Here is a 13,392-nt window from a genome sequence, read left to right as displayed (position 1 = left end):
CTTCCCTCCCCCATTTATACTAGCCAATACCCCATACTCTGAACCCGCATAAAACCTGCCGTTTTAACAGCTTTATTAAACCTACTACTGGGCCCCTTATTTTATTGAAAATAACAAGCCAACATTTTTACTTTTGCATTTTTAACAAAATTGTTTTGAGAAATACGCTGTGTTTCTTCCCCTTAAATTAAATGAAAATTACCCCACATTAATTATTGAGGAACTACAAATGCCTTTAGCATTATTGGCGCTTACACTCAGCGCATTCGCTATAGGAACAACTGAGTTTGTAATTGTTGGCTTAGTACCAACTATTGCAGCAGACTTAGGTGTTTCACTACCATCAGCAGGCTTATTAGTCAGCTTATACGCACTCGGTGTCGCTATTGGAGCGCCAGTGCTAACAGCATTAACCGGTCGTTGGAATCGTAAATCTGTTTTATTAGTTTTAATGGCTTTATTTGTCGCAGGTAACCTACTTGCTTGGCAAGCCCCAAGTTATGAAACCCTAATAGTAGCCCGAATCCTAACAGGATTGGCTCATGGTGTGTTTTTCTCTATTGGTTCAACCATTGCAACGAGCTTAGTTGCTAAAGAAAAAGAAGCCAGCGCAATCGCAATCATGTTTACGGGCTTAACCGTAGCCTTAGTGACCGGTGTGCCTTTAGGTACGTGGATTGGGCAAGAGCTGGGCTGGAGAGCAACATTTTTAATCGTTTCTATATTGGGCTTAATCGCACTTATTGGTAGCGCGATTCTTGTACCATCAAACTTAAAAAAAGCGGTACCGGCAAAAATCTCAGAGCAACTAAAAGTGCTAACACAGCCTAGATTACTTTTAGTTTACGCTATTACAGCTGTTGGCTACGGCGGCACTTTCGTAGCCTTTACCTATTTAGCCCCAATTTTAGAGCAGGTTTCTGGTTTCGAATCCAGTTCAATTGGCTTAATTATGCTTGTTTATGGAGTTTCAGTAGCAATAGGCAATATTTGGGGTGGAAAACTAGCTGACCGCATGGGGCCAGTAAAAGCGTTAACAGGTATTTTTAGCGCACTCGCTATCATTCTTTTTGTATTTACATTTACAGCTGGTAATCAAATTGGCGCTGTTTTAACACTACTTATCTGGGGCGCCTTCGCTTTTGGTAACGTACCAGGTCTGCAAGTCTATGTTGTGCAGCTAGCACAAAAACATACGCCTAATGCTGTAGATGTTGCATCAGGTTTAAATATAGCGACCTTTAATGTCGGTATTGCAATTGGCTCAATCATTGGCGGTGTTGTTGTAGAAGACATGGAGTTAATGGACACCCCTTGGGTGGGCGCATCAATCGTTATATTTGCCATTGTATTAACACGACTATCGGGTTTTCTAGATTCACGCGAACAAGTGAAAGCTATTTAAATTTAATCCCGAATTTTTTCTTCGAAAGAGGCTGATTATGACTATTGATAAATTAAAAAACTTGGGCTTTTCAATTGGTGTTGAACTGCCACTAGACAATGACTGGTCAAGAGATGGCCAACAAAAACGAATTAAAGAAGGCAAGCCTTTTGGTGTGCCTGATATGTCACAGCATAAAGAGCGCATTATATTAGCCGATGAGCTTGGCTTTAGTACTGCATGGGTAAGAGACGTGCCACTGTACGACCCTAACTTTGGCGATGCTGCACAAGTATTTGAAGCGTTTACATACTTAGGCTACCTAGTGGGTATTACAAACAATATTTTACTAGGTACTGCGGCTATTGTTCTGCCATTAAGACAGCCTTGGCTTGTGAAAAAATCAGCGAACACAATGGCTGAGCTAAGCAACAACCGATTAATTTTAGGTGTAGCAAGTGGTGATAGACCCTCAGAATATCCTTTATTTAATGTTGATTACGCCGCTCGTGGCCAGCTTTTTAGAGAAGCTATTGAGGTGTTAAAGGATGAGTCTGACTCTAAATTACAACCAGGGCAAAAAATATACCCTCAAGTAGCGCAATACCCTATTTACGCCGCAGGCCTTGCACAACAATCGCCGCAATTTATAGGTGAAAACCTCGATGGATGGTTAGCGTATCCAGGTACACCTGACGATCATGTAAAACGTGTAGCTCTATGGCGAAGCGTTGCAGGTGACAAACCTTATGTAAGCTTTATTCATTTAGATTTTGTAGACAACCCAGACGCACCCATTGAGAGACACCACTTTGGGGTTAGAACCGGAGTGAATGGCTTAATAAAAGAGCTAAACAGCATGAAGGCTGCTGGCGTAGATCATATTGGCCTTCATTTTAGACGCAATGAAATAAATATCGAACAAAGCATGGAAGACATAGCAAAAAATGTCTTACCCGTTTTTCATAAATAAAGGATAACTAATGAACATAAATTTAAACACTATGCCAAAATTAGGTATGGGTACTTTTCGCTTAGAAGACGAAGTGGCTTACAACTCTGTAAAAATGGCGTTAGAAGTTGGGTATAAGCATATAGATACTGCACAAATTTATGGCAACGAAGCGCAAGTAGGCCAAGCTATTAGCGACAGCGGCATACCTAGAGCCGATATTTTTATTACTACAAAAGTATGGAATGCTAACTTAAACAAAGCATCATTCATTGATAGTGTTAAAGAAAGCCTAAGTAAACTGCAAACTGATTATGTAGATTTGTTATTGATACACTGGCCATCTCCAGAGAACGATGAACCGATGGAAGAATATTTAGGTGAGCTAGTTAAAGCTAAAGAGCTAGGCCTTGCTAAAAATATTGGCGTATCAAATTTCACTATTGATTTGCTTAAACAGGCTATGGCTATTTTGCCTAACGGTGAAATTTTTACTAACCAAGTAGAAGTACACCCTTACTTAACAAACGAGTCATTACGCGAATTTTGCAGTGAAAATAACATTCATGTGACAGGTTATATGCCATTTGCTGTTGGTAAAGTTCTCAAAGATAAAACCATTATTGAGATTGCCAATAGTCATAATAAGGCGCCTTCTGAGGTTGTTATTGCGTGGGCACTTGCGAATGGATTAACAACGATTCCTTCATCAACTAAAAGAAGTAATCTGATTACAAATTTAACTAGCCCTGATTTAACACTTAGTGCTAAAGAAATAACCGCAATTGATCAATTAAATAAAAACGATCGCCAAGCATCACCTGACTTTTCTCCACAGTGGGATAACTAAAATGAACAGCTGCGATTTAGCGTGGCAGTTTGAAGAGGCAGGCTCACCCCTGCTTCTATCTTCAATTGCGCCACCTTTAAACATAAACGAAAATGAAATTGTTGTTTTAAATAAAGCAATGGGTATAAACCCTGTTGATTGGAAATTTATAAAAGCCAATCCACTAGCTTGGCCGCCCGGTTTTACACCCGGTGTGGATGGCGCTGGAATTGTTATTGAAACAGGCGCAAGCGTACCTAAAGAGTTTATAGGCAGCTCGGTTTGTTATCATCAATCGCTGCTTTTACCTGGCAGTTTTGCAACATACACAGTGTTAAAATTTCAACGAGTAATGAGACTCCCGCAAAGCTTTTCTTTATCTAAAGCTGCAAGCTTACCGTGCCCCATGCTCACTGCAATACAGGCATTTAATAAATTGCCAAGCATGCAAAATAAAAAGGTGTTGGTCTCTGGTTTTGGTGCAGTCACCAAAATCCTTATACAGCTGCTTCATAAAAATGGTGTTAAAATCGATTTACTCAGCCCAAGTGCGAATAAAACAGAGGCCTTATCACTTGGTGTAAATAAAGTGCTGAGGGAGCAAAGCCGATGTCAGCAACAATACCACGCCGTATTCGATGCTAAAGGCCAACAAAGTGCTACTAAACTTGCAAGCTACCTTAAAGCTAATGGCCACTTAGTCTGTATTCAGGATAGAATTGAGGAACCGCTGTTTCCTGCATTTACCAACTCAATCTCTTATCATGAAGTTGCTCTTGGCTCTTTGCACAGTTATGGCGATGAGCAAGACTGGACTGAACTCATAAAAGAGGGTGAGGCATTAATAAGCCTGTTAGATAACCAAACTCTAATCACTGATACACCTAAAGTATTTCCATTTGAAAAACTTAATGAGGCACTTACTTTTAGTGAACAATCAAACGCTAAAACCGTAGTTAGCCAAAGTGCGTTATAACGCTTGTTTATGGAGATCGCTTTTAATCGCGAACTCCATAAATCACATCCAAACTAAGCCTAGTAATTTAAACTTTTTTATTCGCTTTCACATTTTGCGCTTGTTCAAATATTTCTTTATATACTTCATCGCGGCTAATTGGTGGGAATTTAAATTTAGCGAGTATTAAAATCAGCTCTACTTTTAAAGCTGATTTAATATCGTCGCGGTGGTTCCAATCTACAAATTTTACCTTGTCGTCTACAATTACTTTTACCGCTTGGGCAAGCTCAATGAGCTTATCTTCGGGGTAGTCAAAGTCGTACTTAACCGCTAACATTTTTAGGGCGTCGTAAAAGCCTTTTTCTTCAATATCAATACCTAGCTCATCGCCGGCGTTCATTTCGTCGCGTACGCTGTAAATCATATCAACCATGCTTTCTATTAAGTTTAAAGCTGCTTTACAAAAACAACTGAGTATTAAGCCTCTCTTTAAGAAAGTTAATGAAAGAGCTAACACGACTAGACACTACGGAATTCTTGTAATACACAGCGTTAATTGATTGCATAGACTCAATTGTCACATCAGCAAAAAGTTGAACTAATTCTGAGTTTTGTCTTTCTGTTGCTGTCATAAAATCTGACAAACAAGCAATACCAACTCCTTCTAGTGCAAGTTTTTTTACTGTTTCTCCGCTTGAGGCTTTTATACTAGTGTTCACATGAAATAGCTTTTTTTCGGAATCTAATATAGGCCAGTAGTTTAATTTTTCTAGATTGCTGAAACCAATTAGAGAATGGTTTTTTAAATCCTGGATTGAGGTTGGTACACCATGCCGGCTAAGGTAATTTGGGCTTGCTAAAATGCGTATTTGACTTTTGGCTATAAGCGCAGCGTGCAGTGTCGAATCTTGTAACTCACCAATACGAATTGCGACATCAGTGCGCTTTTCTAAAAGATCTATTACTTGATCATTATTGTTGAGCTCTAATTGTATGTGGGGATATTTGTGAACGAACTCTTTAATTAGAGGTGCGATAACATTTAGCATAAATGGTGTTGCTGCATCTACACGTAACCTACCTGAAGGCATCCCTTTTTTTAAAGCCAACATTTCTTCAGCCTCATTGATATCATCGAGGATTTTTCTAACTTTTTCTAGATAGGCTTGTCCTTCAATCGTTAGCTCCATTTTGCGTGTTGTTCTACTTATCAATGTTGTACCTAACTTTTCTTCAAGCCTAGATAAACTCCGGCTTACTGCAGAAACTGTTAAGTCTAACTTATCAGCGGCGTGACTAATGGTTCCACAATCAATTACCGCAACAAAGGTATTTAATTCGTCTAAAGTAGCTTTCATTGTTGATAATAATTCAAATATAATTTTACTTACTGTGCCTTAATGTAAATAAAATTACCAGCTAATATGTATGTCTTATTTATACTAAATAACTATACGAGGTAATGATTATGGCAGTACCATCTTTCGGAGTGGGTACATTTAGGTTAACAGGTGATGTTGTTATTGAATCAGTAAGCAATGCGATAGAGCTTGGCTACAGGGCTATTGACACAGCCCAAATATATCAGAATGAAAGTGATATTGGTAAAGCACTAAAACGTGCAGATATAAATAGGAGTGACTTATATATAACTACTAAAGTGTGGGTAGACAATTACGAAAGAGATAAGCTGATTCAAAGTGTCAAAGAGAGCATTACAAAACTCGGGGTTGAATATCTGGATCTTGTTCTTATTCATTGGCCAGCACCTACAAGCAACGTTGCAATTGAAGAGTACCTCTTAGCCTTAGCTGAAGCTAAACGTTTAGGATTAACAAAAGAAATTGGCGTATCAAATTTTACTATTGAACTTATCGATAAAGCTGTTGATATTTTGGGCGCAGAAAATATTGCTACAAACCAAATAGAACTAAGCCCTTACTTACAGAATAATAAGCTCGTAGATCATATGAAAACTTTAGGTATAAAGGTTACTTCATACATGACACTGGCATATGGCAGTGTATTAAATGACTCTACTATTAATGACTTAGCATCAGAGTTACAAATCCCCCCCGCTCAGCTTACATTAGCTTGGGCATTACATAAGGGTTATGCCGTTATTCCATCTTCCACAAAACGAGAGAATTTAGCGAGTAACTTGCAGGCGCTGAAAATTGTTTTGGATGAGAAAACGGTTCAGCTCATTGATAACTTGGAAAGAGATGGCCGACTAGTTAACCCAGAAGGGCTAGCACCAGAGTGGGATATATAAGATGCAAAAAATTAAAACTCTTTCATTATCAATTTTAGTCAGTTTTAATGCTTTGGCTAATGATTGGACTTCCTCAGAATTTGGCCAGAACGATGAAATTGGAGCTGCTAATTTATTAACTTCAAGTTTAGTAAAGCAAGCGGTAGATCTCGTTAGCACTGGTAAAGTTTACTCTTTAGCTGTTCCCGTTAGTAAAGATTTACCCGCTTTTAGACATAGATCTTTCAATCTTTACAATGTACAACCTGAAGGTCAAGCAGGTAAAACATTGGGTGTAAATAAATTTACATTTAATGATGAGCTTGTAAATGGATGGACTGGAATTGGGACTCAGCTAAACGGTATTGGCCATATAGGTATTGATAATGTTTACTATAATGGTAATAAAGCTGAAGATTTTGTCACTGTTGAAGGTGTAACTAAATTAGGTATAGAAAAAGTACCACCTATAGTAACGCGAGGAGTCGTTTTAGATATGACATCTCACTTTAATACCCCGGTGGTTGATGGAGGTACTGTCATTACAGTTAAAGATATTAAAGCGGTACTAGCCAAGCAGAAGATAACTATCAATGAAGGCGATGTTGTTTTATTTAATACCGGATGGTTAAACCTTATTGGCAAAGATAATAAAAAATTTTTAGAGACTGAGCCTGGTATCGATATGGAAGCAGCTGCTTGGCTAGCTAATAAGAAGATTGTAGCGTTTGGTGGTGATACTTGGGCTTCTGAGGTTTACCCTAACCCTAAGGGGCTAGAATTTCCTGTCAATCAGTTCATGTTAGCTAAGAAAGGGATTTATAACCTTGAATTGATAGATACAAGAGAGCTACTAAAAGACGGTATTTTCGAATTTTTATTCGTACTTGGTCATCCTCTATATAAAGGATCGACCCAAGTTAATATAAACCCAATCGCTATAAGGTGAAATATATGTCAAAATTCTTTGCAGAAAAGTTCGTTACTGTCTCATATGACGGTTTAGTTGCTACAAATAAATATAATACTGATGCCTCTCAAGTTGAATATGAGATTATTGAAGGACCAGGTAAGGGCTCAAAGGGAAAATCTTCATGTGAGTGGAACGAGGTATCTGAAGGCGTATATTTAATCTCGTGGCAAGAAGATTCGGGAGCCACAGTGGTTCATTTAGATGACTTTAAAAAGGGTACATCAATGACTTTTTTCTCAACGGCTAATAATGAGTTTTATAGGCTTAAAGGTACACTCGTAGTGAAAGATAATGGCTTATCGAGCTAAGCTCGATAAGGACACATATTCTATTTAGATACTATGATTTTACCGAAGCTAAATAAACAGCCACATCTATTGATGTGGCTGTTTATTAATATTTTTTATATTTACTTTAACCTAGATGGCTAGCTATAGCTTCCATTCATTAAACTTTTAACCCTAAAATGTATGTCATCAATTGCTAACTATGGCTAGATTAAAAACAATGACAATTATTTTCTTTAAGGAATCTCTATCTTAAATTTGAGATATGTAGTTAAAAGTATACGTGCTAGCGTACCAGTAGCTATAAAAGCTAAATTCTATATTAAACGGTGCCATTACAATGCTAGATCTAAAGCAACTTCATTATTTTATAACTGTGGCAGAATTAGAACATGTCGGCAAAGCCGCAGAAGTGCTGTTCATATCTCAGTCCCCATTAAGCAGACAAATATCTCAATTAGAAGATAGACTTGGCTTAATATTATTCGAAAGAAAAGCAAAGCGAATAATTCTGACAACAGACGGACATACTTTCCTTAAAGAGGCAAAAGCTCTTTTAACACATGCTACTCGTTTAGAGTCACTAGGAAAACGGTTGGGAAAAGGTGAAGAGGGTGGACTATGTATCGGGTACGTTAATAGCGCAATGTTCTCAAATATATTGCCGTCTAAGCTTCGAGAGTTAAGAAAAACGAAACCGAAAATTCATACAGCTTTATACCACTTGAAAAGTGACAAGCAATTCGAAGGGTTGATTCAAAGAAGTCTTGATATTGCAATTGTAGATGAGCTGTTAGAAAAACATACCACTATTAAATTTTCAAAAATTTATGAAGATCCAATGGTACTTGTTGTTGCTGACGACCATCATTTTACCAAAAAAGAAACTATTACCGAGGTAGATCTAAGCGAGGAGCTTTGGCTGACAGTAAAAGGTCCGTACAAAAAAGGCTTTATCAATGAGTGCGCTAAGAAAGGGTTTTCTCCTAATATCTTGATCGAAGTAGATGATCCTGTCAGTGCCCTTGGCTTGGTTGCTGCTGGCAATGGGATTACAATGATTCAGGAGAGCTTGAAACAACAACTACCAAAGAATGTAGTAACTATTAAACTCAATGCACTAAATTTCTCTATTACTCTATGGGTCGCTTGGCATGCTGAAATACTGAGACCGATAGTAAGAGAATTTAGAGAGCAACTAATGAGTTAGCTATACCGTATTAGCCTTCAACTATTGAAACATTAAAAACCCCAATACAAGATGAATGTACTGGGGTTAGTGATTTCTTAGACGAAATTATTGCTTAACTCCTTTAGACCGTCTGAATATATAGTAGTAAACAGTTCAATCACATCAGAATCTTTTACGCTGTCGTCAGCCATGAATGAACCAAACCACGTTACTTGGCAGCTTTTATCATCTATAGCTTTTACACTTATAGTTGAAAGGTAGCTACTCACTGGAAATGGCGCGTTAATAATTGAATAGCTGTAAAACGTTTTATCTTCGCTAAAGCCTTCTAACCTTTCAATGATTTTATCACCTTTATGGCTTTGCAATGTTCGAACTCTACCACCTTCAGAAAGCTTACTTTCCCGAATGAACGGTAACCAATCTGGCAGGCTATTAAATCCACCAATTAGCTCCCATACATCGTTAGAGGGAGCTATTATTACAGTTTGAGCTTGAGCTTTTAGCATGTCGTTTTCCCTACTTAGTTGGTGTTGGAGCGAGTTCAGAAATAACACCCTCACGCTTTAATTCAAGCCATAGTTCATGAGGCAATTTTTCTTCTAAGGCTGAGATATCTTCAGCAATTCTAGAAGGTTTACTTGCACCAGGAATAACTGAGCTAACCGCATCATTGGCTAATACAAACTGGAGTGCTACAGCTTTAATACTGACCGAAAATTTCTCGCAAACTGCTTTTATTTTAGCTACTTTGTTAACAATATGAGTAGGAGCTTTTTGATATTCGAAATTAGACCCCCCTGCTAAAATGCCGGAGCTATATGGACCTCCGACAATAATATCAACTTTTTGTGCTGCGGCTTTAGGCATCAGACGTTGTAGTGCCAATTCATGATCTAACAGTGTATATCTTCCTGCTAGTAAAAATGCATCAGGTTTATCTTCTTCAAGATTTAAAGCAAGTTCAATTGGTTCAACTTTATTTACACCTAAACCCCAAGATTTAATAACACCTTCTTTTTTTAAATCAGCTAATACTTTAAATGCCCCATTTCTGGCCTCTTCAAATTTAGCTAACCAATTGTCGCCATAAAAGTCTTGTGCAATATCATGTACATAGACAATATCTAAGCTGTCTGTGTCTAATCGTTTTAAGCTATCTTCAATAGATCTTAAAGTTGCACTAGCAGTATAATCATTAACAACTCTATTCTTCCTTCCATGCTCAAATAAAGCGCCTTTTTCACCGAACTCTTGAGACTCAACCTCCTCATCGAGGATAATACGACCAACCTTTGAACTTAATGTATATTCATCACGATTATAGTTTTTAAGCACTTGTCCCAATCTTATTTCTGCTAAACCAGCGCCATAAAATGGTGCTGTATCGAAATAGCGGATACCCTGATTCCAAGCTTCTGTTATAGTGGCTAATGCCTCTTCCTCCGGTATATTTCTAAACATATTGCCTAAAGGAGCAGTTCCAAAACCTAACTTTTGATTTTCTAACAATTTACTTTTCATACTTAAACCTAATTTATTACTAAGAAGTAGGGCGATCATACAGCTCCCCAATTTGGTGTCTAAGACTTAATTGGCGCTAGTTGAGTCCTTACTTGCATTAATTAAATAGGGTCCATAGGAAAGTAGAGATGATCAGACGACGGACTAATATATTTTGTAGGATCCCTATTTACCGTAGATAGTGTAAATTAAGACTTGCTCTTTTATTCCACCTAACCAGAACTTAGGTTATACAGTTTATTTTACTATTTCGAACTTTCGACCTGTGAGCATATGTTCAGGATCTAATGCATTTGGGTTGTATGATGAGCTTTTGATTACCTCATAAATTTCAATATCTTTAATGTCTTGTTTAAAAGGATTTTTTGATTTTAGTTTTTCCTTATCATTAAAAAAATCAAACTTGTCATAAGCAGTAATAAAATGTTTATTTTCAAGATACTCATTACAACTTAGTGCTAATTTTAAAGCCTCCAACAGTAGATGTTTAAGAGCTCGATTCTCACCTCGACATGCAGCAAACAACGCTATTGTGGTATTTTTACTTTCAAGCTTAGGAGGTACATCAAATGGCATTTTCTTAGCTAACCCCATCAAATATTGGCGAAAGTACTTGCTGTCATTTTTTAGGCTAAAGTATTCAAGTTTTCTTTTTCTAACTAAGCGAGAAGCCCATTGAGGTTCTTCAGCTATTTTTGCAGCCCAAGGCATACCAACCAGTACTATTGGCACTTTGGCTTCTTCACTAATAAACTTTAACCCATTTGCAATTTGTTGTCGTTCTTGTACGCTTTTAAACTCTATTAACTCCTGAAACTCATTAATGATGAGTAGCTCTACTTGAGCTTTAATTATGTCAAACTATGGTTGTATTATGTCAAACTATGGTTGCAGCGACACTTTAACCTTTAACCTAAACCATCGCGGCTTTTACATATACATCAAAGCGGTTCTTTTTAGTTTTGATTTGCATGCTTGGAGTTTTATCATTTAAAAATGGTGCGTAATCGGGGCGTTTAACCACCACACGTTTGCTGGCAAGGGGGTAGGCAAACTCGAGTAAATCATCGGCGTCGGTATCGCCACCTACTAATTCTTGGAATACGCGCATTTCTTTTTTAACCAATGCTGATTTTTCACGGTGCGGAAACATAGGATCTAAGTACACTACATCGGGCATGCTGTCACATTGAGCAAGTAAGGTATGGCTTGAGCCAAATATTAAGCTCATATTTTGCTGCATCCATGGGCCAATTTCACTATCGTTATAAGCACGTTGTAAACCGTCATATAACAGCGCGGCAACCACGGGGTGGCGCTCATGCAAAATCACTTTACAGCCTAGCGAAGCTAAAACAAAACCATCACGTCCAAGCCCTGCGGTTGCATCGAGTACCACTGGCGTTGCGCCCTTATTAAGGCCAACCGCTTTAGCAATTGATTGCCCTTTACCACCACCAAATTTACGCCTATGTGCAACGGCACCAGTTACAAAGTCTACGTTAATTGCACCTAGTTTAGGCTCATCAGTTTTATATAGGCTTAGCCCTTTATCATCGTAATGCAAACTAAAGCCACGGCTTTGCTCCGCCCATTGAGCAAGCCCAAAGCGTGTTTCTAACTCATTCAAATATGGCCGACACTCTTTAAACGCACACTGTATAATCACTTCACACTCCGATGATAAATTTCACCGCTATTATACCCAAACAGCAGCAATATACGAAGTTCGCAAGGTGTATAGTTTAAAACAACTCAATATCGTTATTTTCACTCTCAGATTCTGGCTGCGCTTGTTGTTTACTTAGTTGTGTTTGAGTAATTAAGTCATCACGCTGTTGAGTAGTTGTTTTTAGTTGGTGCTTGATAAACGCTAAATCATTCGTGGTTGCAACCAGCTGCTGTGATGTATGGCTAAGCTGAGTTATTTGCTCATTGAGCTGCGAAGCTGGTAAGTCATTTTGTGTTTGCATTAACGATTGGAGTTGCTCGAGCTGCTCTGTAAGCTGGCTAATCGCATTCGTTTGCATGGCATTTTGATTTTTAAGCTGGGCAACAATATCTTTAAAAGCAAGGGTTAGCTCATTGTCGCGCATTAGTCGATATTGGTGCTGCTGTATAGTAACTACTTTTTCGTTAGTTACTTCTAAAATATGCGGAAATAAATCTTTATAGCGACCATACAGTGATGGCGTATCTATTGGCATATTTTTAATTAACAGTGAAATATTAGGGTAATTAATAATAGTACTATGACCAATATCAACAAAGCGCTCTGCATTTTTATGCTGCATGAGTAGCTCTTGCTCTAATGGGCATACGCCCGTCTCTTGGCTATAAAACACTCCCTGGTTATTTTGCCAAAAAACGACCACAACATTGAGGTGTAATGGCGTAAAAAAGCCTAAAAAGTATTCACTTAATAGTTCTAAATTATCAGCATGGTAGCTTTGACAAACAAAGCGCATAATGCGTCCCATGTCACCGGTTTCAATCATCGCCATTTCAGCTGTTTTATTGGCCTTTGCTATATCATACTGCAGTGCTGCGCATTGCTTGCGGTACTGGTAAAGAATTTTAATGCGTGCCATCAGCTCCTGTGCGTTAAAAGGCTTTAAAATATAGTCAGCCCCGCCAACACTAAACCCTTTAATACGTTCGGCCTGCCCCACTTTGGATGATAAAAACATTACCGGAATGTCTGTTGTGGCTTTATTTTGTTTAATACTTTGGCAGACCTCATAACCAGACATACCCGGCATTTCAACATCAAGCAAAATAATATCAGGGTTATACTTATTTGCTTGTCTTATGCCATCTTCACCATTTTTGGCATGGAGCACTTTACAAAACCCAGCTAAAGACTCTTCAATAATATGGTGCATTAATTTATCGTCATCAATTGCCAGTATTAACTTTGCCATGCGTTAGTCCCTTTTAGTACTTTGTTCAAAGCATAGTACGCTATGTTGAAACTACTAAAATTTATTCAAAATATTCTTTAACAATACTGTGTTTTAGGCAATAAAAAAGCGCCAC

Annotated in this window: 15 protein-coding genes; 8 read left to right on the top strand and 7 right to left on the bottom strand. The window is 38.0% G+C overall.

The genetic code is table 11. The features are described 5' to 3' along the window. Window positions 1-229: 229 nt before the first annotated feature. From PTET_RS02120 to PTET_RS02105, 4 genes are read left to right on the top strand one after another with little or no spacing between them, the layout of a single operon-like run. On the top strand, window positions 230-1,405 hold the full coding sequence (locus PTET_RS02120; RefSeq protein ID WP_096038123.1) for an MFS transporter: 1,176 nt from the start codon (window positions 230-232) through the stop codon (window positions 1,403-1,405). A gap of 37 nt (window positions 1,406-1,442) precedes the next feature. Further along, window positions 1,443-2,357: an LLM class flavin-dependent oxidoreductase gene (locus tag PTET_RS02115; RefSeq protein WP_096038122.1), complete on the top strand. Its 915-nt coding sequence runs from the start codon at window positions 1,443-1,445 to the stop codon at window positions 2,355-2,357. Window positions 2,358-2,367: 10 nt separating this feature from the next. Continuing rightward, window positions 2,368-3,186, top strand: coding sequence for a 2,5-didehydrogluconate reductase DkgB (gene dkgB, locus PTET_RS02110; RefSeq protein ID WP_096038121.1), 819 nt, complete (start codon window positions 2,368-2,370; stop codon window positions 3,184-3,186). Between the two features lies 1 nt (window position 3,187). Next, on the top strand, window positions 3,188-4,141 hold the full coding sequence (locus PTET_RS02105; RefSeq protein WP_096038120.1) for an alcohol dehydrogenase catalytic domain-containing protein: 954 nt from the start codon (window positions 3,188-3,190) through the stop codon (window positions 4,139-4,141). Window positions 4,142-4,208: 67 nt separating this feature from the next. On the opposite strand, the gene PTET_RS02100 is transcribed toward PTET_RS02105, so the two are convergent. Next, the gene (locus PTET_RS02100; RefSeq protein ID WP_255314646.1) at window positions 4,209-4,640 is read right to left on the bottom strand and encodes a type I restriction enzyme endonuclease domain-containing protein; all 432 of its coding nucleotides are present in this window, start codon (window positions 4,638-4,640) and stop codon (window positions 4,209-4,211) included. Further along, window positions 4,582-5,481, bottom strand: coding sequence for a LysR family transcriptional regulator (locus PTET_RS02095; RefSeq protein ID WP_096038119.1), 900 nt, complete (start codon window positions 5,479-5,481; stop codon window positions 4,582-4,584). Before PTET_RS02095 ends, PTET_RS02100 begins: the two co-directional genes overlap by 59 nt. A 110-nt stretch (window positions 5,482-5,591) precedes the next feature. On the opposite strand from PTET_RS02095, the gene dkgB (PTET_RS02090) reads away from it, so the two are divergent. The 4 genes from dkgB (PTET_RS02090) to PTET_RS02075 all read left to right on the top strand — a co-directional run bounded on the left by dkgB (PTET_RS02090) (window position 5,592) and on the right by PTET_RS02075 (window position 8,847). Beyond that, the gene (gene dkgB / locus PTET_RS02090; RefSeq protein ID WP_096038118.1) at window positions 5,592-6,398 is read left to right on the top strand and encodes a 2,5-didehydrogluconate reductase DkgB; all 807 of its coding nucleotides are present in this window, start codon (window positions 5,592-5,594) and stop codon (window positions 6,396-6,398) included. Between the two features lies 1 nt (window position 6,399). Next, entirely contained in the window at window positions 6,400-7,326 is a 927-nt protein-coding gene (locus PTET_RS02085; RefSeq protein ID WP_016899540.1) for a cyclase family protein, read from the top strand. 5 nt (window positions 7,327-7,331) lie between these two features. Continuing rightward, window positions 7,332-7,658 (top strand): MoaF-related domain-containing protein, encoded by a 327-nt coding sequence (locus PTET_RS02080; RefSeq protein WP_016899539.1) that lies wholly within the window; start codon window positions 7,332-7,334, stop codon window positions 7,656-7,658. A gap of 319 nt (window positions 7,659-7,977) precedes the next feature. Continuing rightward, complete coding sequence (locus PTET_RS02075) at window positions 7,978-8,847, top strand: LysR family transcriptional regulator (protein ID WP_016899538.1); 870 nt, start codon at window positions 7,978-7,980, stop codon at window positions 8,845-8,847. A 77-nt stretch (window positions 8,848-8,924) separates the two neighbouring features. Here PTET_RS02075 and PTET_RS02070 read toward each other — a convergent pair whose 3' ends face one another. From PTET_RS02070 to PTET_RS02050, 5 genes are all read right to left on the bottom strand, one after another. Continuing rightward, window positions 8,925-9,338 carry an SRPBCC family protein gene (locus tag PTET_RS02070; protein WP_058154126.1) on the bottom strand — a complete coding sequence of 138 codons (414 nt, stop codon included), beginning with the start codon at window positions 9,336-9,338 and terminating at the stop codon, window positions 8,925-8,927. 10 nt (window positions 9,339-9,348) lie between these two features. Continuing rightward, window positions 9,349-10,392, bottom strand: coding sequence for an aldo/keto reductase (locus PTET_RS02065; RefSeq protein WP_208619155.1), 1,044 nt, complete (start codon window positions 10,390-10,392; stop codon window positions 9,349-9,351). A gap of 198 nt (window positions 10,393-10,590) precedes the next feature. Beyond that, window positions 10,591-11,205 (bottom strand): TniB family NTP-binding protein, encoded by a 615-nt coding sequence (locus tag PTET_RS02060; RefSeq protein ID WP_255314647.1) that lies wholly within the window; start codon window positions 11,203-11,205, stop codon window positions 10,591-10,593. 61 nt (window positions 11,206-11,266) lie between these two features. Beyond that, the gene (locus tag PTET_RS02055; protein WP_058154124.1) at window positions 11,267-12,022 is read right to left on the bottom strand and encodes a class I SAM-dependent methyltransferase; all 756 of its coding nucleotides are present in this window, start codon (window positions 12,020-12,022) and stop codon (window positions 11,267-11,269) included. Window positions 12,023-12,098: 76 nt separating this feature from the next. Further along, on the bottom strand, window positions 12,099-13,277 hold the full coding sequence (locus tag PTET_RS02050; RefSeq protein ID WP_013463997.1) for a response regulator: 1,179 nt from the start codon (window positions 13,275-13,277) through the stop codon (window positions 12,099-12,101). Between the last annotated feature and the right edge of the window lie 115 nt (window positions 13,278-13,392).

Origin of the sequence: Pseudoalteromonas tetraodonis (genome assembly GCF_002310835.1) — a bacterium.
Classification (GTDB): domain Bacteria; phylum Pseudomonadota; class Gammaproteobacteria; order Enterobacterales; family Alteromonadaceae; genus Pseudoalteromonas; species Pseudoalteromonas tetraodonis.
The sequence above is the reverse complement of the archived record's forward strand: the minus strand, read 5'-3'. Positions and strand labels throughout refer to the sequence as shown.

Bases quoted from the DNA above. Each gene is read 5' to 3' on its own strand.
- PTET_RS02120 (WP_096038123.1), top strand. From the start codon at position 230: ATGCCTTTAGCATTATTGGCGCTTACACTCAGCGCATTCGCTATAGGA.
- PTET_RS02115 (WP_096038122.1), top strand. From the start codon at position 1,443: ATGACTATTGATAAATTAAAAAACTTGGGCTTTTCAATTGGTGTTGAA.
- dkgB (WP_096038121.1), top strand. From the start codon at position 2,368: ATGAACATAAATTTAAACACTATGCCAAAATTAGGTATGGGTACTTTT.
- PTET_RS02105 (WP_096038120.1), top strand. From the start codon at position 3,188: ATGAACAGCTGCGATTTAGCGTGGCAGTTTGAAGAGGCAGGCTCACCC.
- PTET_RS02095 (WP_096038119.1), bottom strand. From the start codon at position 5,481: ATGAAAGCTACTTTAGACGAATTAAATACCTTTGTTGCGGTAATTGAT.
- dkgB (WP_096038118.1), top strand. From the start codon at position 5,592: ATGGCAGTACCATCTTTCGGAGTGGGTACATTTAGGTTAACAGGTGAT.
- PTET_RS02085 (WP_016899540.1), top strand. From the start codon at position 6,400: ATGCAAAAAATTAAAACTCTTTCATTATCAATTTTAGTCAGTTTTAAT.
- PTET_RS02080 (WP_016899539.1), top strand. From the start codon at position 7,332: ATGTCAAAATTCTTTGCAGAAAAGTTCGTTACTGTCTCATATGACGGT.
- PTET_RS02075 (WP_016899538.1), top strand. From the start codon at position 7,978: ATGCTAGATCTAAAGCAACTTCATTATTTTATAACTGTGGCAGAATTA.
- PTET_RS02070 (WP_058154126.1), bottom strand. From the start codon at position 9,338: ATGCTAAAAGCTCAAGCTCAAACTGTAATAATAGCTCCCTCTAACGAT.
- PTET_RS02065 (WP_208619155.1), bottom strand. From the start codon at position 10,392: ATGATCGCCCTACTTCTTAGTAATAAATTAGGTTTAAGTATGAAAAGT.
- PTET_RS02050 (WP_013463997.1), bottom strand. From the start codon at position 13,277: ATGGCAAAGTTAATACTGGCAATTGATGACGATAAATTAATGCACCAT.